A 24,511-nucleotide genomic window follows, 5' to 3' on the forward strand; every position below is an offset into this window, starting at 1 on the left:
ATATGGCCCAAAGGCCTAAGGGCAACTGAGGCTAAATATCGAGATTGGCGACATTCAGCGCATTGTCGACGATAAATTCGCGCCGCGGTTCGACCACCTCGCCCATCAGCTTGGTGAAAATATCATCGGTGACATCAGCCTGTTCCACGGTCACCTGCAACAGGGAGCGGACTTCCGGATCGAGTGTCGTTTCCCAGAGTTGCTCGGCATTCATTTCGCCCAGACCCTTGTAGCGGGAAATTGACAGCCCTTTGCGGCCTGCGGCCATGACCGTATCGAGCAGTTCGGAGGGGCGCGTGATCAGCGTTCCTTCGGAACCGATGTCGCCATCTTCGCTATTATCCGCATCACCCGGGCTGGATTTGACCAGTCGGCTGCCGCTGCCATATGTTACGCTCTCTTCCGAGGCGAGCAGGTGCAGCTTGCGCGCTTCGGCACTTTCGAGGAATTTGGCTTCGATGATATGATGGTCGGTGACGCCGCGCCAGAATCGCTGGAACAAATAGCCGCCTTCTTCGGAGACCTGACCGGACCAGCGGCCTTCCTCGTCCACCTTGTCCATCCATGCCGCAGTCGCGTCGACCGCAGCCTGCCGTTCCGTTCGTCCGTGATCGGGGTTGAGAGCGCCGGTGAGTGCCATGCCCTCGACAATCGTGCTGTCATAGCGCCGCGGCACATAGGTCATCAGGCTTCGCATTCTGCGGGCATGTTCGATCAGGCCGCGCAGGTCTTCTCCGCTGCGTGCGCCTTCGCCGGTCTGCAGAACCATACCGTTCAGTCCGGCCTCGACCAGATACTGGTCGAGCGCATTGTCGTCTTTCAGATAGACCTCGCTCTTGCCCTTGCCGACTTTGTATAACGGAGGCTGGGCGATATAGAGATGGCCATTTAAAATGATCTCGGGCATCTGGCGATAGAAAAAGGTCAGCAGCAAGGTGCGGATATGCGCGCCGTCGACGTCCGCGTCGGTCATGATGACGATCTTGTGATAGCGCAGCTTTTCGAGATTGAAATCCTCGCGGCCAATGCCGGTGCCCATTGCCTGGATCAGCGTGCCGACTTCCTTGGAGGACAACATCCGGTCGAACCGCGCGCGCTCGACATTGAGGATCTTGCCCTTCAGCGGCAGGATCGCCTGATACATGCTGTCACGGCCCTGTTTGGCAGAACCGCCTGCGGAGTCCCCTTCCACCAGGAAAAGTTCGCATTTGCTTGCGTCTTTTTCGCGGCAATCGGCGAGTTTTCCGGGTAGCGAGGCGATATCCATCGCGCCCTTGCGGCGTGTCAGTTCGCGCGCTTTTTTCGCGGCTTCGCGGGCGGCAGCGGCATCAATCACCTTCTGGATCACCATTGCGGCGTTCTGCGGATTTTCCTCGAGCCATTCGGCGAGCTTGTCGGCCATCAGGCTTTCCAGCGGCTGGCGAACTTCCGAGGAGACCAGCTTGTCCTTGGTCTGCGAGCTGAATTTCGGATCGGGCAGTTTGACCGAGACGATTGCCGACAGGCCTTCGCGCATATCATCGCCGGTCAGCTTGACCTTCTCTTTCTTGAGCGCGCCCGAGCTTTCGGCATAATTGTTGAGCGTCCGGGTCAGCGCCGAACGGAAGGCTGCCAGATGGGTGCCGCCGTCGCGCTGCGGGATGTTGTTGGTGAAGCAGAGGACATTTTCATAATAGCTGTCGTTCCACTCCAGCGCGACGTCGATGATGACATCGTCGCGGTCACCGTGAATGGCGATCGGCTCGGGCACCAGCGCAGTCTTGTTGCGATCGAGAAATTGCACAAAAGCCGCGATACCACCTTCATAATAGAGGTCGATTTCCTTCGCTTCCTCGTGCCGTTCATCGCGCAAAATGATATGCACGCCGCTGTTCAGGAACGCGAGTTCGCGATAGCGGTGCTCCAGTTTCTCGAAATCGAATTCGGTGATTTTGAAGGTCGCGGGGGACGGGAAAAATGTGACTTTCGTACCCTTTTTGACGCCCGTTTCATTATCGGCGGGCGGTGCATCGCCGGTCACTTCCAGCGGCCGTACCGCATCGCCAAATTCGAAGCGCATATTATGCGCCTTGCCGTCGCGCCAAATATCGAGTTCCAGCCATTCGGACAGGGCGTTGACTACCGACACACCGACGCCGTGCAGGCCGCCGGAGACCTTATAGGCATTATCGTCGGAAGTGTTCTCGAACTTGCCGCCGGCGTGAAGCTGGGTCATGATGACCTCGGCGGCCGAGACGCCTTCCTCGCTGTGCATACCGGTCGGAATGCCGCGACCATTGTCCTCGACCGATACACTGCCGTCGGCGTTGAGCGTAATCAGGATCAGGTCGCAATGGCCGGCGAGAGCTTCGTCGATCGCGTTATCCGACACCTCGAACACCATATGATGGAGGCCGCTGCCGTCATCGGTATCACCGATATACATGCCTGGCCGTTTGCGCACCGCGTCCAGGCCCTTGAGAACCTTGATGGAATCGGCGCCATATTCGTTCTGATTGGAAGAGTTGGATGCATCTTCCGCTGTTTCGTTCTTGCTAATGTCACTCATAGCGCAACCATAGCCGCTGGAGCCGGCAAACCCAAGGGAAATGTAGGATTTCGGGATATTAAAATCCCCTCGATTCAATGGTTTATAAGGGTTTGAGATTGGAGGGAGAATAATGGCTCGAGGTGATGATTATCAAAATGGATAGGGGGCGACAGCAGCCGCCGAGGGAAGTCTTCCACGGCGGCGGTCAAAAGCCCTTTCTCCCGCAGCGCCTTTGTGCAAAACAATACAATTCTTCCCGCTTTTACGCCGAAAACGAGTAAAAAGGACCCCGATCATGACCAATCCTGCCGATATGGTGCCCTTTGCCAAAGCCATGGGGATTACGATTACCGAGATGGGCAAGGATGTCGTGCGCGGCGAAATGCTGGTGCGGCCGGAAATCTGTACCGCGGGGAACGGGCGGGGCAGCCCTAGCATTCACGGCGGCGCGGTGATGACCTTCGCCGATGTGCTGGGCGCGTTCGGCGGCTTTGCCAATCTGCCAGACGGTTCGAACGGCACCACCACATCGGAAAGCAAGACCAATTTCCTGAGTGCGGCCCCCGAGGGCTCCACCGTCTATGGCGAGGCGACGCCGTTCAAGATTGGCCGCCGCCAGTCGGTCTGGCAGACGAAGATCACGCTGGAAGACGGAACGCTCGTGGCCGTGGTCACGCAGACGCAGATCGTGCTGTGAGGCTCAATCCGTTCGGGCCGAGCGCGGCGAAGCATCTTTGCGTTCTCCGGCGTCCTTCGACAGGCTCAGGACGAACGGCAGGATGGGAGTCGAATAGCCTCGGCCCCGCCGCCGCAAATATTCGCAGCTTCCCAAGGACCCTGCTTTTGCGCTAGACCTTCTGTCATGATCCGAAAAATCCTGACTATTTCTGCACTGTCGCTGGCGACGCTTGCCTGTTCCGAGACTACCCGGGTGGAGGATGACCTGTCCGAAGCGCAGGCAGATCTCGTTAATCCGACGGGCCGCGAGGCGCGCCAGGGGTCGGATCCGGCTGAAAAGCCGGTGCGCATCGGTGAAGGCGGGCCGCGTTTTGATGCCTGCCAGGCGGTGGGACGGGTGCAGGGTCTGCGCGGCGGCACGCTTCCGGTCCGGATTGCGCCGTTTGATGCAGCGAAGCAGAAAGCGGAAATAGGGGAAGGTCAGCAACTGTGGATATGCACTCGCAGCATCGACCAGCAATGGTTTGGCATTGTCTATGATGACGGCGTTGTTGACGACGTCGAAGGCGCTGAAGAAAACAGCGCGACACCGGTTGCCGCCAAGGGACCCGGCGATTGCGGCGTGTCCTCTCCGGTGCGCTCGAAACGTGATTATGACGGGCCGTGCAAAAGCGGCTGGGTCGAGAGCACCTTTGTGAAGCTGGTGGCCGGCTAGTTTTATCACGCGAAGCCGCTAAGGCGCGAAGAGGTAGGTGACCGGGGTATTTCTGGCCAGGGCTTTGCGCATCTGCGCCAAGGACGTCATTGCGAGCGCAGCGTGGCAATCCAGGGCGGCAGGCGCTAGTGATTGGGGTGAGACGCTCTGGATTGCCGCGTCGCTGCGTTCCTCGCAATGACGATGATCTGCCCAGATTCTGGAATTTGCAGCGACAACCTTCAAGCTGGGTCTACGCCGCATCGTCAATAATTATCACCCTTAGCGCCTTCACGTCTTCGCGTGAAAATCTTCCCTACCTGTTCAAAAGAACAAGCCGCGCGGAAAGCCATTGCATCTCAAACCGATATGCGGAATTAATCGCTTGATGAAACATATTGACCCCGCCCGCTATCTCGAGCAGCCGTTCGGCCATCTCGCCGATTTGATCAACGCCCATGTGGTCAACCAGCCCGACCGGATCGCGCTGGATGACAGCGGGGAGAAGCTCAGCTGGGCGGAGACCGCGGCGCAGGTCAACAGGATTGCGGCGCAGTTGCAGGCGGACGGGCTGCAAAAGGGGCAGGCGGTTGCGATTCTGGGGACCACCACGGTGCGCTATGCGCTGGCCTATCTCGGCGCGATCGTTGCGGGTGGTTGTGCGGCGCCGCTGACCACTTCGGCGACACCGACGCAGCTGGCGAACATGATGCGCGACAGCGGCGCGATGCATCTGTTCATCGACTGCGCCAAGCGCACCGAGCTGCTGGAGAGTGGAGAAGCTTTGCCGCCGCTCAAACAGGTGATGCTCGATCAGGCGGTGGACGATGCGCCGGCGATGTCCGACTGGATGGCAAGCGAAGGCGCGATGCCCGCCGATCCCGATGTCGGACCGAAAGACCCTTATAATATCATCTATTCCAGTGGCACCACGGGCACGCCCAAGGGCATTGTCCACAGCCGCCAGATGCGCTGGTATCATGCCGCGGTGGGCGAGGCGACCGGATATGGCAAGCCCAGTCAGGTCACCCTGCTGTCGACGCCGCTCTATTCGAACACGACGCTGGCGCTGTTCACTCCGACGATCGCCTATGGCGGGACGGTGGTGCTGATGGGCAAGTTCGATTGCCAGCGCTGGCTGGAACTGGCGCAGGAACACCGCGCGAGCCATACGATGCTGGTGCCCGTGCAATATCAGCGGCTGATGGATTTTGCAGGCTTTGACGATTTTGATCTCGGCAGCCTGACCCATAAATATTGCACCAGCGCGCCCTTCTCGGCGGAGCTGAAGGCGGAAGTGCTCAAACGCATGCCGGGCGGGCTGATCGAGATTTATTCGATGACCGAGGGCGGCGTGGTCTGCCTGTTGCTGTGCCACGAGCATCCCGACAAGCTGCACACGGTCGGCATCGCTTGGGGCGGTAGCGAGGTGATCACCGTCGACGAACAACTCAACCGGCTGCCCGCGGGCGAAATGGGCGAGCTGGTCGGCCGGTCGCAGACGATGATGTCGGGCTACAAGAACCAGCCTGAGAAGACCGAGGAAGCCAGCTGGTATGACGAAAATGGCGACCGCTGGCAGCGGATGGGCGATATCGGCAAGGTCGACGAGGACGGCTTCATCACGCTGATGGGCCGGACCAAGGACATGATCATTTCGGGCGGCTTCAATATCTATCCGCGCGATCTGGAAGAAGCGCTGATGGCGCAGCCCGGCGTCGCCGATGCGGCGGTCATCGGTGTGGCTTCGCGGCAATGGGGCGAGACGCCGGTCGGCTTCGTCGTGGCGGACGTCGGTGTGACGCTTGATCCGGAAGCGCTGAAGGCGGCGACCAACGCCAATCTCGGCAAAACCCAGCGGCTTTCCGAACTGCGCCTGATCGACGAACTGCCACGCAGTCATATCGGCAAGATATTGAAGACGGAATTGCGGGATATGGCCGAGGGATAGGATGAACCCCGGGACTGTTCGATGTGCCCCCGCGCAGGCGGGGGCCCATCTCCCGATGGTGCGCTTGGACGGAATGCTTTTTAGTTCGCGCAATGCCGGGGCCGGAGCGCTGAAAATAACCTGTCTCTGGCGACGGGAATTCCGGAGATGGTCCCCTGCCTGCGCAGGGGCACTGCTCGTTACTACGGGCTCGGCCAACCTAGTTTGATGAGGAGCGTTATCCCGACATGTTGATGACTTTTCTTGTCGTGGGGGTGGTGTCGGCGGCGCTGATCGCCGGGGCGCTCTGGGGTATCTACGGCAAATTGTCGCGCAAAACCGAGGGCTTTGTCATAGCGCTTGCCGGGGGCGCGCTGATCGTCTCGCTGGTCAGCGAACTGATCCAGCCAGCGGTCGCGCAAAGCAACCTGTGGGTCGGGCTGGGCGCGGTGGCAGCCGGGGCCATGGTCTTTTCCGTTGTCGATTACTGGATCGACGAAAAATGGGGAGCGGAAGGCGGCGGCGGTTTGCTGGCCGCGATCACGCTGGACGGGGTGCCGGAAAATCTGGCGCTCGGGGTCGCCCTGATCGGGGCGGCGCCGATTGAAGTGGCGGCGCTGGCCGGGTCGATCCTGCTGTCCAATCTTCCCGAAGCCGCGGGCGGGGCCAAGCAGATGGTCGGCAACGGGCTGTCGAGGGGCAGGACGCTGGGGCTTTGGGCGATGACCGCGCTGATATTGTCGGCCGCAGCGATCATCGGATATTTCGCGCTGGAAGGCGTCTCTCCGCATGTGCTGGCTGCGACCCGCTGTTTTGCTGCGGGTGCGGTTGTGGCATCGCTCGCGACCGAGGTGTTTCCCAAGGCCTATAAGGAAGATCATCATATGGCCGGCGTCGCGACTGCAATCGGCGTGATATTGGCGGTCTTTCTGGGCGAGCTTGCCACCGCCTGAGCCGGGCGGGATTTTGCGGTGGCGGGCGACAAAGGCACTAGACTCGAATGGGGTGGCCCACTAAGCGGCTAAGCCATGTCCATAGCTCATGAAGAAACCATTCTGATCGTCGATTTCGGCTCTCAGGTCACGCAGCTTATCGCCCGCCGGGTGCGCGAGGCGGGAGTCTATTCGGAGATTGCTCCGTTCAACACCGCGGAAGAAGCCTTTCACCGGCTGAAACCCAAGGGGGTCATCCTCTCCGGATCACCCGCCGGTGTGCCCGAAGAAGGCAGCCCGCGCGCGCCGGATGTGATTTTTGAAAGCGGCCTGCCGATCCTTGGCATCTGCTATGGCCAGCAGGTGATGACGCATCAGCTGGGCGGCAAGGTGGAATCCGGCGACGGCGGCCAGTTTGGCGGCGAGTTCGGACGTGCCTTCATCGAGATCAGCGAAGAATGCGTGTTGTTCGATGGTCTGTGGAAGGTCGGCGAGAAGCACCAGGTCTGGATGAGCCACGGCGACAAGGTTACCGAATTTGCACCGGGATTCCGGATCGTCGCGACCACCGAAGGCGCGCCCTTCGCCCTGATTGCCGATGACGAGCGGCGCTATTATGGCACCCAGTTCCACCCCGAGGTCGTGCACACGCCCGATGGCGGCAAGATGATCGCCAATTTCGTGCGCCATGTCTGCGGCTGCGCCGGCGACTGGACGATGGCGGAATTCAAGGCGGCCAAGATCAAGGAAATCCAGGACCAGGTCGGCGACAAGAAAGTTATCTGCGGCCTGTCCGGCGGCGTCGACAGCGCGGTGGCCGCGGTGCTGATCCACGAAGCGATCGGTAACCAGCTGACCTGCGTCTTTGTCGATCATGGCCTGATGCGGATGGGCGAGGCGGATCAGGTGGTCAGCCTGTTCCGCGAACATTATAAAATGCCTTTGGTCCACCGCGATGTGGAGGAAATGTTCCTCTCGGGTCTCGCTGGTGTCACCGACCCGGAAAAGAAACGCAAGTTTATCGGTGCGACCTTCATCGACGTGTTTGACCAAGAGGCCAAGGCGGTCGGCGGCGCCGATTTCCTAGCCCAGGGCACGCTCTACCCCGATGTGATCGAGAGCGTCTCGTTCACCGGCGGGCCGAGCGTCACCATCAAGTCGCACCATAATGTCGGCGGGCTTCCGGAACGCATGAACATGAAGCTGGTCGAGCCGCTGCGCGAATTGTTCAAGGACGAAGTTCGCGATCTCGGCCGTGAACTGGGGCTGCCGGAAATTTTCGTTGGCCGCCATCCGTTTCCCGGACCCGGACTGGCCATCCGTATTCCCGGCGAAGTGACCAAGGAACGCTGCGACATATTGCGCAAGGCCGACGCCATCTATCTCGAGGAAATCCGCAACGCCGGCCTCTATGACGCGATCTGGCAGGCCTTTGCTGTATTGCTGCCGGTGAAAACCGTCGGCGTGATGGGCGACAGCCGCACCTATGACAGCGTCTGCGGCCTGCGCGCGGTTACCAGCACCGACGGCATGACCGCCGACGTCTACCCCTTCGATGCCAGCTTCCTGACCCGCGTATCGACGCGGATCGTCAACGAGGTGAAGGGGATCAACCGGGTGGTTTACGATTATACCAGCAAGCCGCCGGGGACGATCGAGTGGGAATAAAGCAAGATGCACTATAGCAAATTGTCGATGTTAAGGAGTGCGCTGGCAATCGGTTTAGCGGTGGGCTTATTGGTGTCTTTCCACCAAATACTGCCGTATTTGATCTTGGCTGTCAGAGGTGAATATTGGGTGCTTGACGGGCTTTCGACCCAATTTTTTTATCCTCTGATGTACGTGTTGCCGGTTTCATTGACGCTAAGCTTGACGGTGGGATTCGTCCTATTGATTTTGGCGAAGAGCATTCTCGGATATAGTTTAAGGTATTGGATCGCTCTGGGCTCAGTTTGTGGAATTGCAATTTTCTTCATGTTTGCGTTTAATGGAAGCTTGATCTTGGGCAACTTGATAGCGTTGGTACTATTTTCCCTTTATGGTGCTGTGGTAGCTTGGATCGCAAAAAGAGCGCTGGGGAAGCACCAAATTGATGCGACCGACTGAACGACAATAGCTGTGTGAACAACTCGGTCCTTCGACAGGATCAGGACGAACGGGGCTTTTTGAGCGCTCGCTTCTTAACAGTTTAGGCCAATCATCTCCTTCCGTTCGTCCTGAGCTTGTCGAAGGACGGGTGCGCGCTATCGTGCGGCGATGGCATTCTGGACCTATATGCTGAAATGCGCGGACGGGCATTTTTATGTCGGGCATAGCGATAATCTGGAAGCGCGCGTTGCCGCCCATCAGTCGGGGACAATTGGCGGTTATACCCACTGCCGCCGCCCGGTGGTGCTGGTGTGGAGCGAATATTTCTCCAAACGTGAAGAAGCCATTGCGGCGGAACGACAGATAAAGGGCTGGTCACGAGCAAAAAAGCGGGCCTTGATTGATGGTGACTGGGGCTTGATTTCTCGCCTGGCGCGATCACGGTCTTGACGCTAGATTGTGCGAATTCGTACTTCGACAAGCTCAGCACGAACGGAGATTGGTTTGTTTCACTTCGAACGGAGCTTTGAGGGCTCTTCTCTGTTGCGGCCCTTCCCCATCTCCCGTTCGTCCTGAGCCTGTCGAAGGGCTTAGCGCGAGCTATCGCCGCAGCAAGTGGCTGCACGCTATCCGCATATATAATTCCGATGGCATCTTTCCTACGCGAAATTGGTCGCCAAACCAGTCATCACTCCAACTTGACCAACCCCCTTGACCAAGCTATATTGGTCAAGCAATGACCATCCATGTCAATATAGGCGAAGCCAAGACCCGGCTTTCGGAACTTGTCGCAGCGGCGCTGCGCGGGGAAGAGGTGATCCTGCAAAAAGCGGGCGTGCCGAAGCTGAAGCTGGTGCCGATTGAAATAGCCAACCGGGCGGAGCGCGAAGAAATTGCGCGGCGGCGGGTGCAGGCGGTCGGGGCGTTCAAGGAAGAGTTTAAGGGCTTTGATCTTAGTCTTGAAGCACTGAAAGCCGACCGGGGCGATCCCGAGGAGCGGTTCCGGAGGAAATTTGGATCTGCTGATTGACACCCATGTGCTGGCGTGGATCGGAGATGACGACCCGCGCTTGAGCCACAACTTTCTTGCTGAATTACCAAATGTCGACAACCGGCTGTTCGTCAGTGCCGTGACGGCCTACGAATATAGTGATCTGCTGGGGCGGGGCCGTTTTCCGGCCAGCGTTCCGCTTTCCAGATTTCAGCGAAAACTGGGGTTTCACCTACTCGATTTTCCAGCCGACCTATGGGAAATTGCGACCGAATTGCCCGATATTCATCGTGACCCGGTCGACCGGATGCTGATAGCTCATGCGATTGTGCTGGGCCTGACACTGGTCACCGCCGACAAGAATATTCACCATTATCCGGTCAAAACCCTCTGGTAAGGAACAACCCCATGAAAGCCATCCAACTCCACGCTCCCGCATCGCTCGACAATCTCAAGCTGGTCGACCTGCCCGATCCGGCGGCGCCCGGACCCGGCGAAATCGCGGTGCGGCTGCGCGCGTCGAGCCTCAACTACCATGATTATGCCGTGGTCACGGGAATGATCCCAACCGCCGAGAAGCGGATCCCGATGTCCGACGGCGCTGGTGAAGTCACCGCCGTGGGCGAGGGCGTCAGCGAGTTCAAAGTGGGGGATCTGGTGGTTTCGACCTTCTTCCCCGACTGGATCGACGGTGCGCCGCCCGAAGGCGGGTTCAAGCGTGTGCCGGGCGACGGGATCGACGGCTATGCGGTCGAACAGGCGATTGGCGCGACGACCTCGTGGACCCACGCGCCCGCAGGCTATAGCGCCGCCGAGAGCGCGACCCTGACCTGCGCCGGCCTGACCGCCTGGCGCGCCCTGTTTGTCGATGGCACGGTCAAGCCGGGTGACACGGTGCTGGTACAGGGCACCGGCGGCGTGTCCATCTTCGCGCTGCAATTTGCCAAGGCGGCGGGTGCGACGGTGATCGCGACATCCTCTTCCGACGCCAAGCTGGAGCGGTTGCAGGAACTCGGTGCCGACCATCTGATCAACTATAAGGAAATCGAGGCCTGGGGGCCGAAGGTGCTCGAGCTGACCGGTGGCAAGGGTGTCGACTGCGTCGTCGAGATCGGCGGGCCGAGCACGCTCGACCAGTCGATGATGGCAACCCGGATCAGCGGCCATATCGCCCTGATCGGCGTGCTCACCGGCTTTGCCGGGCCGGTGCAGACCGGCCTGTTGATGGGCAAGAATCTGCGCGTGCAGGGTCTGACCGTGGGCAGCCGGGCGCAGCAACAGGACATGATCGCGGCCATTGAAGCGAATGGCCTGAAACCGGTGCTCGACAAGCATTTTCCGCTCGCCGACCTGGGCGATGCGTTCCGCCATCAGGAATCGGGGCAGCATTTCGGCAAGATCATTGTCGATATCTGATCGATGAGGCGGCGACCGGCTTCTTCAAGGCGCTTCGCCTTGATGCGCAGCCGGTTGTGACCATTGGCCGCCGCCTTGACTGACCGACCGGCTTCAGGGGGGCTGATAGCCTTGCTACCGATCGGCGGCTCGGCCATATTCCGCTGATGCAACTCGACCTCGGCCCTGATCATCGCATGGAAATTCTGGGCAGGATGCACGGCGGTCTGATCAAGCGGTTCGGCCGGGTGATGCCGGTCGACGATATGCGCCGCGATCCCATGTGGGTTCTGGTACAGGGCGTGATCGGCGCGCGCGCGAAAACCGCGGTGTCCAACGCCAATACCGATCGGTTGATCGCCGAATACGGGTCGTGGGAGCGCGTTGCCGAGGCGCCTGTCGGGCAATTGCGGAACCATTTGCAGACCGCCACTTTTCCGGGGATGGCGGCAGAGCGGCTCAAGGCCTGCCTCAACGACATTATCGCGCGGTGCGGCAAGGCCAGCCTGGAGCATCTCGGATCCATGGAGACGGCGGACGCGATGGATTGGCTGGAGACTCTACCCGGGATTGCGCGCAAGATCAGCGCCGGGATCATGAATACCAGCCATTTCAATCGCAAAGCGCTGGTGCTCGATTCCGGCCATCGGCGCGTGGTGCAGCGCATGGGTCTGGTACCGGCCAGGGCCGATACCAGACGCGCTTATGACGAACTGATGCCGCTGATGCCGCCGGAATGGTCGGCGGAGGATCTGGACGAGCACCATCTGCTCGGCAAGCGCCTTGCCCAGACCATCTGCCGGCCGAAACGACCGGATTGTCCATCCTGTCCGCTGCGGGCCGATTGCGAGACCGGATCTGCAACCGTACCGGCCTGACGGATGCAAAGACTGCCGACAGGACCGCGCGGCAACTGGAACAACGCAGTCCCGATTGGGCCTTGCGCGACGAACATTTCTGGCTAATTCAGTTCCGGAAGCGAATTTGCACGGCCCGGAGCCCGAAAAGCGACCATTGTCCGGTCGCTGACCTGTGTCTCTGGGGCGACGTGCAGCAAAAACAGGATCAGGCCCATGAGCAACGAAACCAAAATGTACGGCATTTCCAATTGCGACACGATCAAGAAGGCGCGCAACTGGATGGAGAAAAACGGCATTAACTATGTCTTCCACGACTATAAAAAGTCGGGAATTAGCAAGGAAAAGCTGGAAATGTGGGTGATGCAGGTCGGCTGGGAGGCGCTGGTCAACAAGCGCGGTACCACTTTCCGCAAACTGCCCGACATGGTGAAGGAAAATATTGGCGATGATACGGCGGTGATGGTGATGGCGGAAAATCCCAGCATGATCAAACGCCCGGTGCTGGAACATGGCGACGAACTGGTGGTCGGTTTCAAGGCGTCAGATTATGAAGCAGCGGGTCTGACAGCGCGCAACAGCTGATGCCGACGATCATGTCCCATGCTGCGGTGCCGCTTGCGGGCGCGCTGATATTGGGACGGAGTCGGCTTTCCCTGCCGGTGATCGCAACCGGTTTGCTGGTCGCGATGCTCCCCGACGCCGATGTGATCGGCTTCCGGCTTGGCATCGCATATGGCGACGGCTGGGGACATCGCGGCGCGACCCATAGTCTGCTCTTTGCCGCCGCTGCAGCACTGTTCGCCACGGCCTTGCTGCGGCCACAGCGATATGGCGTGGCGGCGGCTTTTCTGTTTGTCTCGATGGCCTCGCACGGTGCGCTGGATATGCTCACCAATGGCGGTCTGGGCGTGGCTGTGTTCTGGCCATTCGACGAGATACGCCATTTCGCTCCGTTTACCCCGATTGCCGTATCGCCGATCGGGGTTTCCGATTTTATCAGTGGCCGTGGCATTAAAGTGTTATATTCCGAAGCTATCTGGATTTGGATACCGTTGACACTGGTTGCCGCAGCTTTTGGTATCAGGAAAAGGACAAGCAAATGGTTCAGGCAAAATGGAACGGCACGGTGATCGCCGACAGCGACGACACGGTCGTGGTAGAGGGCAATCATTATTTCCCGCGCGATGCGGTCTGGTCAAAATATCTGATGCATAGCGATACGACCAGCCATTGTCCCTGGAAGGGTGATGCAGCCTATCATAGCCTGATCGTCGAGGGTGAAATCAACGAGGATGCGGCCTGGTATTATCCGGCGCCAAAGGAAGCGGCCGCAGAAATCAAGGGACGGGTTGCCTTCTGGAAAGACGTAGAGATCGGGTGATGAGGATCGGGCGCATTGTCCTGCCGATCCTGTGGGCGCTGGCGCTGGCCGGATGCGGCGCGCAGGCGGAACAGGCAGGAAAAACCGGCATGACCATGACAACGCTTACCGGAGAGCCTCCGATCATCATCGCCCATCGCGGCGCCAGCGGGGAGCGCCCCGAACATACGCTGGCGGCCTATCGGCTGGCGATCGAACAGGGGGCAGATTTTATCGAACCCGATCTGGTGTTGACCAAAGACGGCATTTTGGTGGCCCGGCACGAGAATGAAATCGGCGGCACCACTGATGTTGCCGACCGGCCGGAATTTGCCGGTCGCAAAGTCACAAAAATTATCGATGGCCAAGAATTTTCCGGCTGGTTCACAGAGGATTTCACCCTCGCCGAGCTGAAGACATTGCGGGCCAGAGAACGGCTGCCCGACCTGCGGGCGGGCAATATGCCATATGATGGCCAGTACGAGATCCCGACTTTTGAAGAGGTGTTGCAACTGCTCGAAACGCATGCGGTCAAGACGGGCAGGCGGATTGGCGTCTACCCGGAGACCAAGCATCCGAGCTATTTTGCAACACTGGGGCTGAACCACGAGGCACCGATGCTCCGGTTGCTCAAGCAATATGGCTTTGATGGCGCGGATGATCCGGTCTTCATCCAGTCGTTCGAAGTCGGCAACCTTAAGGCGCTGGCCAGAAATACCGAAGTCCGGCTGGTGCAGCTGGTGGCCGGGGAGAGCGGGCCACCCGACATCGCCGGGCAAACCTATGCGTCCATGGTATCCCCGTCCGGTCTGGCCGCCATTGCCGCCTATGCTGACGGGGTCGGACCGTCCAAGGATATGGTGATCGGCCGCAATGCCATCGGTCAGCTGGGCGAGCCGACCGGACTGGTCGCGGCCGCGCACGAGGCCGGTCTTGTGGTTCACCCGTGGACCTTCCGCCGTGAAAATTATTTTCTGCCGACCGATCTGAAGAGCGGCATCGATCCGCGCGAGCCGGGCGATCTGGCGGGCGAAATACGTGCATTTGTCGCCGCCGGCGTGGATGGACTTTTCAGCGACAATCCGGCTCAGGCGGTGACAGCTGTAAGGCAATAACCGCGAAGCTGGCCATATCCTCCATCGTCGCTTATTGAGGCCAGTCCGATAACGTTCTGCTGAGGATAGCCATGTCCACGACCTTCAAACTCGATACGTCCACCAGTCGCGCCAATCCCCGGCCCCAGCCGATGCGGCGCCTGTCCGTGCCGAAAATCCAGGGCCGCAAGGTTGACGGGGTGACGGCGGAGCCGGTGGTGATGCTGACCGCCTATACCGCGCGTACAGCGCAATTGCTCGATGCGCATTGCGATATGCTGCTGGTCGGCGATTCGCTGGCGCAGGTGATTTACGGCCTTGATTCAACCATTCCGGTCACGCTGGAGATGATGTGCAACCACGGCGCGGCGGTGGTTCGTGGCAGCTATCATAGCGTCGTCATCGTCGACATGCCTTTCGGTTCCTATGAAGCCTCGCCGGAACAGGCCTATGAAAGCGCGGCGCGGATATTGAAGGAAACCGGTGCGGCTGCGGTCAAGCTTGAAGGCGGGGAAGTCATGGCCGAAACCGTCGCATTCCTTGTCCAGCGCGGTATTCCGGTGGTTGGCCATGTCGGTCTGACGCCGCAGGCGATCAACGTGCTCGGTGGCTATGCAGCGCGCGGGCGCAGCGATGCCGAGGCGAAGAAGATCGTCGGCGATGCGGTGGCGCTCGACAAGGCGGGTGCCTTCGCGATTGTGCTGGAGGGCGTGCTCGAGCCGATCGCGATCGAGGCGACGAGGGCGGTCGATGCGATCACCATCGGTATCGGCGCGTCCGCGCAATGCGACGGCCAGGTGCTGGTGACCGAGGATATGCTCGGCATGTTCGACCGCACGGCCCGCTTTGTGAAACGCTATCATAATATTGCCGAACAGATTGACCAGGCCGCCGAGCAATATGCCGGAGAGGTCCGGGAACGCGCGTTTCCGGGCCCCGACCAGCTCTATCAACCGAAAAAATAGCGATATTTCTTCTATTCCGCCGATCCGTTGTTCAGCCTGTGGAAATGGTCAATAGACTTTTACATTTGCTATCGCGGACGCTAAAGGACAGCCGATTGCATAATGTCTTTGCCTGACCGGCGAACAGGACATGCGAAACAGATTTGAGGAAGCCAGCTTGGCCAAAGACAAATATAAAGCCCCGGAAGAGAAGCCGGACCAGCAAGAACAGGTATTTCTGCGGGAAGTCGATGAGGCGGTGCGCGAGGACCAGCTGAAAACCATCGTCACGCGCTACGGGATCTGGATTTTCGCAGCTATCGTTCTCGCTCTGGGCGCACTGGCTGGCTGGATCTTCTGGCAGAATAGCCAGAATGAAGATGCCGGTCTGCGCAGCGAGGAATATGTCGCGGCCATTGACAGCATCCGCCAGAATAATCTGGACGGCGCCGCAACCGCGCTTGAGCCCCTGACGGAGGCCGAACAAAGCGGCTATCGGGCCGCAGCGCAAATCCTTCGGGCAAGCATCGCGCTGGAGAAAGATGATCCGAAAACAGCGATCGCCGGCTATGCCAAGGTTGCTGCCGACGACAGCCTGCCAAAGCCGTTTCGCGATCTTGCCTTGATCCGCCAGACGACCGCTGAATTCGATACACTCAAGCCGCAGCAGGTGATCGACCGGCTGAAGCCGCTTGCGGTGCCGGGCAACCCCTGGTTCGGGAGCGCCGGCGAAATGGTGGCGATATCTTATCTGAATTTGAACAAGTCGGATCTGGCGGGGCCGCTTTTCGCCCAGCTGGCAAAAGACGAGAGCGTTCCGGCGACGATCCGGTCGCGCGCATTGCAGATGGCCGGCGTCGAGGGCATTGACGCTGTCGAACCGGGCAGCGATGATAATGAAGTTGCACCGCCAACTGTGGTTGCGACCGAGGGAGAATCCAAGGAATGATTTCCGGTAAGACACTGATCGCCAGCCTGCTGACTCTGTCACTGCTGTCCGGCTGCAGCATTTTGGGCGGCGGCGATGGCGATGACAAGAAGAACACGCCGACGCTGGGCAAGCGCACGCCGATATTGAGCGGTGAAAGCGGCGCGGAAGTCGATCCCGCACTGGCCTCGATTGCCGTGATCCTGCCGGCTCCTGTGGCCAATAGCGAATGGGCGCAGTCGGGCGGAAACGCAAGCAAGTCGATTGGTCATATCGCCTTGCCGGGCAGTCTGGAACGGGTTTGGACCGCCAATATCAGCGGCACCACCAAGCGGGAACGGCTGGCAGCGGCGCCGGTGATATCCGGCGGACGGCTGTTCGCAATCGACACGGAAGCCATGGTGCATGCCTTCGACGCTGCAACCGGTGCAAAAATCTGGTCATCGCAGATTGAGGTCAAGGGCGACGGCTCCAATTCGCGTTTCGGCGGTGGTGCGAGCGTCTTGGGTGAGGTCGTCTACGCAACCAACGGCGTCGGCGATGTCGTCGCGCTCAATGCGGCTGATGGCAGCCAGATATGGAAAGTCCGGCCGGCTGGACCGCTGCGCGGCTCGCCGACGATCTCAAATGGCAATGTCTATGTAATGACCCAGGACAACCAGATTTACGCGCTCAGCATGGCAGACGGTTCGGTGCAGTGGAACGAAGCCGGTACGGTCGGACTGGCCGGAATTTTCGGTGTCGCCGCTCCTGCTGCCGGACAGGGCACGGTCGTCGCCGGCTATTCTTCCGGCGAGCTGACCGCCTATCGATACGAAAATGGTCGCAACCTCTGGAATGACGCACTGGCGCGCACGAGCATCTCGACCTCGGTGGCAACCTTGTCCGATATTGATGCCGATCCGGTGATCGATCGCGGACGGGTCTTCGCGCTGGGACAGGGCGGCCGTATGGCTGCCTATGAGCTGGTCACCGGCCAGCGTATCTGGGAACTGAACATTGCCGGTATCGCCACACCCGTTGTCGCGGGCGAGTGGGTATTCGTCTTGACCGACGATGCAAAACTGCTGTGCATCGCACGGCCGAATGGCAAGGTTCGCTGGATCAGCCAGCTCGCCGCATTCCGGAACGAGAAAAAGAAGAAGAACCCGATCAACTGGACGGGGCCGATATTGGCTGGCAACCGTCTGATCGTAGCCAGCACCGAAGGCGAAATCGTGTCGATTTCGCCGGGTGAGGGATCGAGCCAGACGCTGTTTGAGCTGAACGACGGCGTTTCGCTGCCGCCGGTTGCTGCGGGTGGCATGCTATATATTCTCGACGACAGCGGCCGGATTTCCGCGTTCCGCTGAGGATCAGAACCAAAGGATAGGGACCGGCTCCATGCTGCCCAATATCGCTATTATCGGTCGACCGAATGTCGGCAAATCAACCCTGTTCAACCGTCTGGTTGGCAAGAAGCTGGCGCTCGTCGACGACACGCCCGGGGTGACGCGCGATCGTCGCAAAGGGGCGGCCAATCTGCTGGGGCTCGAATTTAATATCATCGACACCGCGGGCTATGAGGATGAGGATCCGAAAAGCCTGCCTGGCCGGATGCGCAAGCAAACCGAACTGGCGGTAGCCGGGGCGGAACTGGCGATATTCGTTATCGATGGCCGGGCGGGCCTGACCCCGCTCGACGAGGAAATCGCCCGCTGGCTGAGAAGCGCGAAAACCCCGGTTGTCCTGCTGGTCAACAAGGCCGAGGGCAAAGCGGCGGAAGCCGGCATATTGGAAAGCTATTCCCTCGGTTTCGGTGATCCGATCCCGTTCAGCGCCGAGCATGGAGACGGTATCGCCGACCTGTTCCAGGCTATCCAGCCCTATGTCGAGAATTTCAGGGCGGCTGCCGCGGAAGAACCAACCGACGAGTCGGCTCCGCTGAAACTGGCGATCGTTGGCCGCCCGAACGCGGGCAAGTCGACGCTGATCAACAAGATGCTGGATGAAGACCGGATGATTACCGGGCCGGAAGCCGGGATCACCCGCGACAGCATCACCGTCGACTGGGTCTGGCATGATGATGCCCTGACCGAGGAAGAGAAGCTGGATGGTATAGAGCCGGACCGGCAGGTCAGACTGATTGACACCGCCGGAATGCGGAAAAAGGCCAAGGTCAATGACAAGCTGGAAAAGCTGGCCGTGGCCGATGCCCGCCATGCGGTCGACTTTGCCGAAGTGGTGGTGCTTTTGCTCGATGCGACCAAGGGACTGGAAGCACAGGATCTGCGGATCGCCGACCATGCAATCCAGGAAGGCCGCTGTCTGGTAATCGGCATCAACAAATGGGATGTTGCCGAAGGGCCGAGCAAATTGTTCAACGGCATCCGGGCGGCGCTTGACGACGGCCTTGCGCAAGTCCGCGACGTGCCGCTGATTGCCGTGTCGGCCTTTACCGGCAAGGGTATCGACCAGTTGATGAAGGCTGCGTTCAAGGCACGACGGATCTGGTCGCAGCGGGTTTCGACCGGTAAGCTGAACCGCTGGTTCGAGGATGCGATTAGCGAAAACCCGCCCCCGGCACCCGGCGGGAAGCGGATCAAATTGCGCTATATCACCCAGGCCAAGACGCGGCCGCCTTCATTCGTCATTTTCGGAACGCGGGTCGACGATTTGCCGGAGAGCTATCGCCGCTACCTGGTCAACGGTATCCGCCGCGAACTGGGCTTCGGCGGCGTCCCGGTGCGACTGATCATTCGCGCACCCAAAAACCCTTATCATGAAAAAGATTGAATTCTCTGTAGCTTGTTAGAAAAACCGGCAGTTTTCTGGGCCTGGTAACTAAGTTTTTACAGGTTCTGCCCTATGGTCGGGGAGGATAGCGTATTTCCGCTATTGCGCCGGGAGCGTTCTGTGGGACCAGTAGAAAGCGAACTGATTGACTGGAAGGTCTGGGCGGACACCCGCTCGGCTCTTGGGCCGCATTTCGTCCGGATTCTGGGCTATTTCCGTGAAGATGGCTACCAGTCGGTGGACAAGATCGAAGAAGCGATGCGGGCCAACGATCCTGCAGCCATGGTGCTAGCAGCGCACAAGCTGAAAGGCGAGGCGCTGCAACTGGGTGGCATGAAATTGAGCATTGCAGCGGAAACGATCGAAATGACCGCCCGCGCCTGTGTTGAACATCACGAGACGCCAGAAGAGCTTATCGAGCTGGTGGTAGCACTACGGCCGATGTTCGAGGATACGCTGGCCATATTGGACAGGGGAACCAGCCCGCTGGTGCAGCAGCGGCAGCCGACCGGCTTTGGCCGCCGGTTCGGCTGAAGCTCCCGTTACGTTCCTATTCGACCGGTTTTGACTGTAGCTGGATATAATTTTCGATACCCATGCGTTCGATCATGTCGAACTGCTGTTCGAGCGAATCGACATGGTCTTCCTCGCTTTCCAGAATTTCGGCAAAAAGGTCGCGGCTGACATAGTCGCGGACGCTCTCGCAATGCTCGATCGCATTTTTGAGCATTGGCAGCGCTTCATATTCCAGTTCGAGATCGGCTTTGAGAATTTCCTCGACCGTTTCTCCGATCTTGAGCCGTCCGAGCAGCTGGAAATTGGGCAGGCCGTCGAGGAAGAAAATCCGCTCGGCCAGCTTGTCCGCATGCTTCATTTCGTCGATGGATTCGTGCCGTTCGAATTCGGCCAGCTTTGTCACGCCCCAATTGTCCAGCATGCGATAATGCAGCCAATATTGGTTGATGGCAGTAAGTTCGTTTTTTAGCGCTTCGTTGAGAAACTCGATGACTTTCGTATCACCCTTCATGGCAGAGTCCTTCCCTTCTGTCAGTGGATCAATTGGGGAAGTCTATACAGCATATCGCCAACAAGCGAAAGGGCTGCTACCCGAAAAAATGCAATTATTTCAATGCTTTGCTAACGCGAATGCTAAGCGGTCGCAACTTCGGATTTGATAATGGTTTGCGCAAAGGAAAGGCATTGTCCGCATTTCGGCTTGCGGCCGAGCTGGGCGTAGACCTGGGAAGGTCTGTCCGCTCCGCTACGCACGGCGGCTCTCAGGTCTTTTTCCTTAATCGCATTACAAACGCAAACAACCATCTCGGTTCCTCTCTGCGACTCGTATATCGCTAATGAGAATAGATCGCAATATCAAAATAACGATAGATGGAATCTTCCCAAATAGGAAATATTGGTTAAACCGGCCCATGGCCAGAGCATGAGGTTTGTGATGCGTAGAATATACAGTTCCATTGTTCCGGTTGCGCTGGCCCTGGCGTCAACGTCGGTCGATGCTGCCAATGTGCCTGAATCGACGCAGCTAATGGTCGAAAGGGAAGACGCGGGAAAATCGACCGCTCCGGAACCGTTTCCGGTTGTCGAATTTTGGCAGATAATGCCATCGGAAATAGCCGAGGACCTGGAAGAGTTTCTGGAATCGGTTGAAAGCGAGCTTCGCGCCGCCTTGGTGCCGACCGGAGAAACGGAAGCAGGTTGGAACACCAGAGGTATAGACCTGATCGGACATATAGAGTCCTTGCCGGGCGGCATTGCCAATAACGGTCTGTTGACCCTTGGAGAGGTGCCGTCGCTGGAGCTTTTCGGAAAAATTCCTGCCGACATTCTTGCCGATTGGGAATATATTCAAGCGGGGCCGAAAGCCGTAAGTCCGGTCGATGCCAAGGGCGGCATCTTTGTTGCTATCAGTCCGGTCCATGTTGTTTTCCTGGCGGCTGATGAAATACAGACCGGCAAAGCCAGTTGCATGAAAAATCCCATAGCAAAAGCATCGGATCATCTGACCGTGTATCGATATTCCGGGATACCGTTTGATCCGGAAAGCGATGCCTCTCTGGAAGCAGAGACGGAAGCGATCGTGATGCACAGCATGATGGGCGGTCTCGACTCGCCGGTAATTTGCTCGATATATCGCCGGGATCAGAAAGGCCATCTGCTGAACTTTGCATATACGCCGGATGGGCGGCCGCTAGGGCTGATGGACGATGCCGGGGACCGGCTGGAGTTTGTCTCCGGGTTCAATCTGTACGAGCAGCTAAGCGCCAATTATACCAGCGCGTTCACCGATGATGAACAATCGGGTCCGGCAGAAGCGGTCAGCGATCCTTCATGACAGGCGCATCGGCTGCGCCCGTTGCCGCGCCAGGCTGCGCCACAGCCATTCCAGCGGGCCGTAGCGATAGCGCGATAGCCAGGGCCGCGACCAGAGCAGCATGACCAGCCATGCGCCAACGACGAACAGCTGCAGTTCGAACCGGCCGAACTGTTCAAAATAGCCGAGACCCCAGCCGTAGAAAATGAAGGTCATGACAATGCTGGTGCCGAGATAGTTGGAGAAGGCGGCACGGCCTGTTGCCGCAACGCGCTGCACGAACAGGCTGTCCCGGAACCGCTGGACGAGATGGATGAGCAGCGCGGCATAGCCAATGATCATCAACAACCGCGGCAATGCCGACCATGCCTGGGTGATGTTGAGCATCCACAAGGTGTTGAAATTCTGGTGATGGGCGATGGCCGCGAGCGCGACGAAAACCGGCAGGCCGACAGCCATCATTGCCACGCCAATCTTGCGGTAGGTCGCCGGATTTTCCTGTCCGAGGATGAAGCCGTTTTTATAGAGCCCCATGCCGATCATCATTAGCGGGATCGTTTCGATCGGACCGAGCATCAAATTCTCCAGCGGGACCGACCATTGGTGGAAAATCTTATATTGCAGCAGCGTAGCAAAACCGCCGCTGATCCGCGCTGTTTCCGCGGCGATTTCTGCCGGCGATGTCCCCATCACCGTATAGATTTCTGCAATCCGGTCCAACACGTCCTGCGGCGGATTGGCCTGCGCGGCTTCCTGTGCCAGCAGCAGCAGGGGAGCCAGGTCGGTGATCAGCAGGATCGCTCCGACGGCATAGGCGATAACGCCCCACTTGACGAGCCGCTCCGCGTCCCAATTTCGAAACAGGTATAATATGCAGCCGCACCCTGCGTAGAGAAACAATATGTCCCCCATCCAGAGCAGGAAAAAATGCACCAGACCGAATAGCGCCAGCCAGAACATGCGCGAAAAATGAACTTCCGCCGCCGACTGGCCGCCGGCGACGGCGCGCTCGATCACCATGGCGCTGCTGGCACCGAACAGCAGTGAGAACAGACCCCGCATCTTGCCGTCAAAAAGGATGAAATTGGCCGCCCATCCGGCGATGTCGAGATTGGACGCATGGCTCGACAGCAGCGGATTGACAAACGCCATTTCCGGCTGGGCGAAAGCGGCAATATTGATAGCCAATATGCCCATGACGGCAAAGCCGCGCAGCGCGTCTATCTCCACGAAGCGGTATGACGCGCTCATTCTGTTGCTCCCACTGTATTATTTATATACTACAGCCATGAGGAAATGGCGTCCAGCGGTTTCTTGTTTGTGGCATGCACCGGGACCGTGGCATCGGCGGCCGGCTTGCCGACGACCAGCACCATCATCGCTTTTTCATGGTGCGGACGATCGCAGAGCTGATTGAGAAATTTCATCGGATTGGGCGTGTGGGTAAGCGTAGCGAGACCGGCGTCGTGCAGCGCGGTGATCAGCATGCCGGTGGCGATGCCGACGCTTTCGTTGACATAATAATTCTGCTTCGTCTCGCCCGGATTCATACCGCCCTTGCGCTGGCCGAAGATGACGATCAGATAGGGCGCGGTCTCGAGAAACGGCTTGTCGGCATCGGTGCCGAGCGGCGCAAGTGCTTCCAGCCATTCTTCGCTGCCCTTGCTCTGGTAAAAGGCGCGCTCCTCTTCTTCGGCTGCGGCGCGCAGGACCTTTTTCTTCTCTGCGGATTCGATCACGGCGAAATGCCATGGCTGGTGATTGGCGCCATTGGGCGCGGTTCCGGCGGCGAGAATTGCATTTTCGATCACCGCGCGGGGCACGGCTTCGTTGCTGAAATAGCGGCAGGTACGCCGGGTCCGGATCGCCTCGTAAAAGGCGCGCGACCGGGCGACCCGTTCCGCGTCGGAATAATCCGGCAACTGGCTATAGGGCAGGTTGTCATGCGGCTTCATTCTACCATCTCCTGCGGTCAAAACGCGTCATCGGCTTTTGCGGCACAGAGATAGCGCAGCGACTGCGTTCGGGAAAGCCACTAAGCTCTATTGACATAGATGTCAGTAAGCGACATATAGACCGTATGAAAATTGACCATAAATTCTCGGCGCCCGGTGATTCGCACATGCCATTTGTCCACCCGGATCGCCCCGCAGCCCGCTTTCGTCCCCTGAAAGCGCTTCATCATTTTCGCGAACTGATCAAGGACAAGGAAGATACCGAACAGGTCTTCCATATTTTTGAATCGCTGCCGCGTCCCGGATTCCGCAAGGATGCCAGGAAATTTGTCGAAAGCGACAAGGGCAGGGCGCTGCTGCAAAGCGAGCCGGAACTGGCCCCGCTTCTGGATGATCATGAACGTTTGCGCAAGATGCCGGCGGGCAGTCTGGCCCATGCCTATTGCGACTTCATGGAAAAGGAAGGGCTGAGCGCCGCCGGTCTGATCGCCGAATATGACCAGTTCAGTCCGCGCAAATATGGCGATATGATCGAATGGTACGGTTTCCGCCAGCGCGATACGCATGACTTGCTCCACGTGCTTACCGGCTATGGCCGCGATGCGCTGGGCGAAGCGTGCGTCTTGGCCTTTACCTATGGCCAGAACCCGTCACTGGGCAATGTCTTCATCGCTTATGCCGCGGGTCTCAACATGAAGAAGCAGGTCAAGAGTGACGCGCCGATATTCAGCGCGATCCGCGAAGGCCAGAAAATGGGCAAGGCCTGTCCCAAGATCAACGAGGAATCGATCACCGATCTGCTCGCCCAGCCGCTGGACGCGTTGCGCGAGCGGCTGCACATCAAGACACCGCATTTCTATCACGAAGCCCATGCGAAGTTCCGGGCCGGAAATGTCGATCCATACGATATGCTGGCACAAACGGCTTAGAAACGCTTCCTCCTTATACCGATGCTATGGGAGGTGGGCCGCGAAGCGGCTCGGATGGGCAAGGTGCACCAACACCCCTCGACCATCCTCCGGATGGTC

General features: G+C 58.9%; 27 protein-coding genes. 22 read left to right on the forward strand and 5 right to left on the reverse strand.

Annotated elements, in window-relative coordinates:
- Nucleotides 1-31 precede the first annotated feature (31 nt).
- On the reverse strand, nucleotides 32-2,548 hold the full coding sequence (gene gyrB / locus BOSE62_RS15480) for a DNA topoisomerase (ATP-hydrolyzing) subunit B (RefSeq protein ID WP_159647632.1): 2,517 nt from the start codon (nucleotides 2,546-2,548) through the stop codon (nucleotides 32-34).
- Nucleotides 2,549-2,825: 277 nt separating this feature from the next.
- Between gyrB and BOSE62_RS15485 the strand changes: the two genes are divergently transcribed.
- From BOSE62_RS15485 to BOSE62_RS15580, 20 genes are all read left to right on the forward strand, one after another.
- A complete protein-coding gene (locus BOSE62_RS15485) occupies nucleotides 2,826-3,227 on the forward strand; it encodes a PaaI family thioesterase (RefSeq protein ID WP_159647633.1) in 402 nt (133 codons plus the stop codon).
- A gap of 165 nt (nucleotides 3,228-3,392) precedes the next feature.
- Nucleotides 3,393-3,923, forward strand: coding sequence for a hypothetical protein (locus BOSE62_RS15490; protein ID WP_159647634.1), 531 nt, complete (start codon nucleotides 3,393-3,395; stop codon nucleotides 3,921-3,923).
- 367 nt (nucleotides 3,924-4,290) lie between these two features.
- Nucleotides 4,291-5,853: a class I adenylate-forming enzyme family protein gene (locus tag BOSE62_RS15495; protein ID WP_159647635.1), complete on the forward strand. Its 1,563-nt coding sequence runs from the start codon at nucleotides 4,291-4,293 to the stop codon at nucleotides 5,851-5,853.
- A gap of 227 nt (nucleotides 5,854-6,080) precedes the next feature.
- The gene (locus tag BOSE62_RS15500; protein ID WP_159647636.1) at nucleotides 6,081-6,785 is read left to right on the forward strand and encodes a ZIP family metal transporter; all 705 of its coding nucleotides are present in this window, start codon (nucleotides 6,081-6,083) and stop codon (nucleotides 6,783-6,785) included.
- Between the two features lie 75 nt (nucleotides 6,786-6,860).
- The gene (gene guaA, locus BOSE62_RS15505) at nucleotides 6,861-8,432 is read left to right on the forward strand and encodes a glutamine-hydrolyzing GMP synthase (protein WP_159647637.1); all 1,572 of its coding nucleotides are present in this window, start codon (nucleotides 6,861-6,863) and stop codon (nucleotides 8,430-8,432) included.
- A 6-nt stretch (nucleotides 8,433-8,438) separates the two neighbouring features.
- Nucleotides 8,439-8,870, forward strand: a complete 432-nt coding sequence (locus BOSE62_RS15510) for a hypothetical protein (RefSeq protein WP_159647638.1) — start codon at nucleotides 8,439-8,441, stop codon at nucleotides 8,868-8,870.
- Nucleotides 8,871-9,020: 150 nt separating this feature from the next.
- On the forward strand, nucleotides 9,021-9,302 hold the full coding sequence (locus tag BOSE62_RS15515; protein ID WP_159647639.1) for a GIY-YIG nuclease family protein: 282 nt from the start codon (nucleotides 9,021-9,023) through the stop codon (nucleotides 9,300-9,302).
- Nucleotides 9,303-9,588: 286 nt separating this feature from the next.
- Nucleotides 9,589-9,882, forward strand: a complete 294-nt coding sequence (locus BOSE62_RS15520; protein ID WP_159647640.1) for a type II toxin-antitoxin system Phd/YefM family antitoxin — start codon at nucleotides 9,589-9,591, stop codon at nucleotides 9,880-9,882.
- Nucleotides 9,866-10,240, forward strand: coding sequence for a type II toxin-antitoxin system VapC family toxin (locus BOSE62_RS15525; protein WP_159647641.1), 375 nt, complete (start codon nucleotides 9,866-9,868; stop codon nucleotides 10,238-10,240). The genes BOSE62_RS15520 and BOSE62_RS15525 overlap by 17 nt, the downstream gene beginning before the upstream one ends.
- Nucleotides 10,241-10,251: 11 nt before the next feature.
- A complete protein-coding gene (locus BOSE62_RS15530; protein ID WP_159647642.1) occupies nucleotides 10,252-11,259 on the forward strand; it encodes a zinc-dependent alcohol dehydrogenase family protein in 1,008 nt (335 codons plus the stop codon).
- A gap of 146 nt (nucleotides 11,260-11,405) precedes the next feature.
- Complete coding sequence (locus BOSE62_RS15535) at nucleotides 11,406-12,116, forward strand: endonuclease III domain-containing protein (protein WP_159647643.1); 711 nt, start codon at nucleotides 11,406-11,408, stop codon at nucleotides 12,114-12,116.
- Between the two features lie 195 nt (nucleotides 12,117-12,311).
- Nucleotides 12,312-12,680, forward strand: a complete 369-nt coding sequence (locus BOSE62_RS15540; RefSeq protein WP_089133301.1) for an ArsC family reductase — start codon at nucleotides 12,312-12,314, stop codon at nucleotides 12,678-12,680.
- On the forward strand, nucleotides 12,680-13,228 hold the full coding sequence (locus BOSE62_RS15545) for a metal-dependent hydrolase (RefSeq protein WP_159647644.1): 549 nt from the start codon (nucleotides 12,680-12,682) through the stop codon (nucleotides 13,226-13,228). Before BOSE62_RS15540 ends, BOSE62_RS15545 begins: the two co-directional genes overlap by 1 nt.
- Complete coding sequence (locus tag BOSE62_RS15550; RefSeq protein WP_159647645.1) at nucleotides 13,198-13,479, forward strand: DUF427 domain-containing protein; 282 nt, start codon at nucleotides 13,198-13,200, stop codon at nucleotides 13,477-13,479. Before BOSE62_RS15545 ends, BOSE62_RS15550 begins: the two co-directional genes overlap by 31 nt.
- Entirely contained in the window at nucleotides 13,479-14,573 is a 1,095-nt protein-coding gene (locus BOSE62_RS15555; RefSeq protein ID WP_159647646.1) for a glycerophosphodiester phosphodiesterase, read from the forward strand. Before BOSE62_RS15550 ends, BOSE62_RS15555 begins: the two co-directional genes overlap by 1 nt.
- Before the next feature lie 71 nt (nucleotides 14,574-14,644).
- Nucleotides 14,645-15,517 carry a 3-methyl-2-oxobutanoate hydroxymethyltransferase gene (gene panB, locus BOSE62_RS15560; protein WP_159647647.1) on the forward strand — a complete coding sequence of 291 codons (873 nt, stop codon included), beginning with the start codon at nucleotides 14,645-14,647 and terminating at the stop codon, nucleotides 15,515-15,517.
- A gap of 157 nt (nucleotides 15,518-15,674) precedes the next feature.
- Nucleotides 15,675-16,445 carry a tetratricopeptide repeat protein gene (locus tag BOSE62_RS15565; RefSeq protein ID WP_236554074.1) on the forward strand — a complete coding sequence of 257 codons (771 nt, stop codon included), beginning with the start codon at nucleotides 15,675-15,677 and terminating at the stop codon, nucleotides 16,443-16,445.
- Nucleotides 16,442-17,776, forward strand: a complete 1,335-nt coding sequence (locus BOSE62_RS15570) for a PQQ-binding-like beta-propeller repeat protein (RefSeq protein ID WP_159647649.1) — start codon at nucleotides 16,442-16,444, stop codon at nucleotides 17,774-17,776. Before BOSE62_RS15565 ends, BOSE62_RS15570 begins: the two co-directional genes overlap by 4 nt.
- Nucleotides 17,777-17,807: 31 nt before the next feature.
- On the forward strand, nucleotides 17,808-19,199 hold the full coding sequence (gene der / locus BOSE62_RS15575; protein ID WP_159647650.1) for a ribosome biogenesis GTPase Der: 1,392 nt from the start codon (nucleotides 17,808-17,810) through the stop codon (nucleotides 19,197-19,199).
- A 120-nt stretch (nucleotides 19,200-19,319) separates the two neighbouring features.
- Nucleotides 19,320-19,733, forward strand: coding sequence for an Hpt domain-containing protein (locus tag BOSE62_RS15580; protein ID WP_159647651.1), 414 nt, complete (start codon nucleotides 19,320-19,322; stop codon nucleotides 19,731-19,733).
- Between the two features lie 16 nt (nucleotides 19,734-19,749).
- Here the strand turns inward: BOSE62_RS15580 and bfr are convergent, their stop codons facing one another.
- Complete coding sequence (bfr, locus tag BOSE62_RS15585; protein WP_089133293.1) at nucleotides 19,750-20,226, reverse strand: bacterioferritin; 477 nt, start codon at nucleotides 20,224-20,226, stop codon at nucleotides 19,750-19,752.
- A 122-nt stretch (nucleotides 20,227-20,348) separates the two neighbouring features.
- Nucleotides 20,349-20,519: a (2Fe-2S)-binding protein gene (locus tag BOSE62_RS15590; RefSeq protein WP_159647652.1), complete on the reverse strand. Its 171-nt coding sequence runs from the start codon at nucleotides 20,517-20,519 to the stop codon at nucleotides 20,349-20,351.
- Between the two features lie 130 nt (nucleotides 20,520-20,649).
- On the opposite strand from BOSE62_RS15590, the gene BOSE62_RS15595 reads away from it, so the two are divergent.
- Nucleotides 20,650-21,549: a hypothetical protein gene (locus tag BOSE62_RS15595; RefSeq protein WP_159647653.1), complete on the forward strand. Its 900-nt coding sequence runs from the start codon at nucleotides 20,650-20,652 to the stop codon at nucleotides 21,547-21,549.
- Here the strand turns inward: BOSE62_RS15595 and BOSE62_RS15600 are convergent.
- Nucleotides 21,544-22,779 (reverse strand): DUF418 domain-containing protein, encoded by a 1,236-nt coding sequence (locus BOSE62_RS15600; protein WP_159647654.1) that lies wholly within the window; start codon nucleotides 22,777-22,779, stop codon nucleotides 21,544-21,546. The two genes, BOSE62_RS15595 and BOSE62_RS15600, sit on opposite strands and share 6 nt — an antisense overlap.
- Before the next feature lie 29 nt (nucleotides 22,780-22,808).
- The gene (locus tag BOSE62_RS15605) at nucleotides 22,809-23,483 is read right to left on the reverse strand and encodes a nitroreductase family protein (protein WP_159647655.1); all 675 of its coding nucleotides are present in this window, start codon (nucleotides 23,481-23,483) and stop codon (nucleotides 22,809-22,811) included.
- 125 nt (nucleotides 23,484-23,608) lie between these two features.
- Between BOSE62_RS15605 and BOSE62_RS15610 the strand changes: the two genes are divergently transcribed.
- Nucleotides 23,609-24,412, forward strand: a complete 804-nt coding sequence (locus tag BOSE62_RS15610) for a Coq4 family protein (protein ID WP_236554075.1) — start codon at nucleotides 23,609-23,611, stop codon at nucleotides 24,410-24,412.
- Nucleotides 24,413-24,511 lie beyond the last annotated feature (99 nt).

The organism is Sphingorhabdus sp. 109 (assembly GCF_902506555.1).
In the GTDB taxonomy this organism is placed as follows: Bacteria; Pseudomonadota; Alphaproteobacteria; order Sphingomonadales; family Sphingomonadaceae; genus Parasphingorhabdus.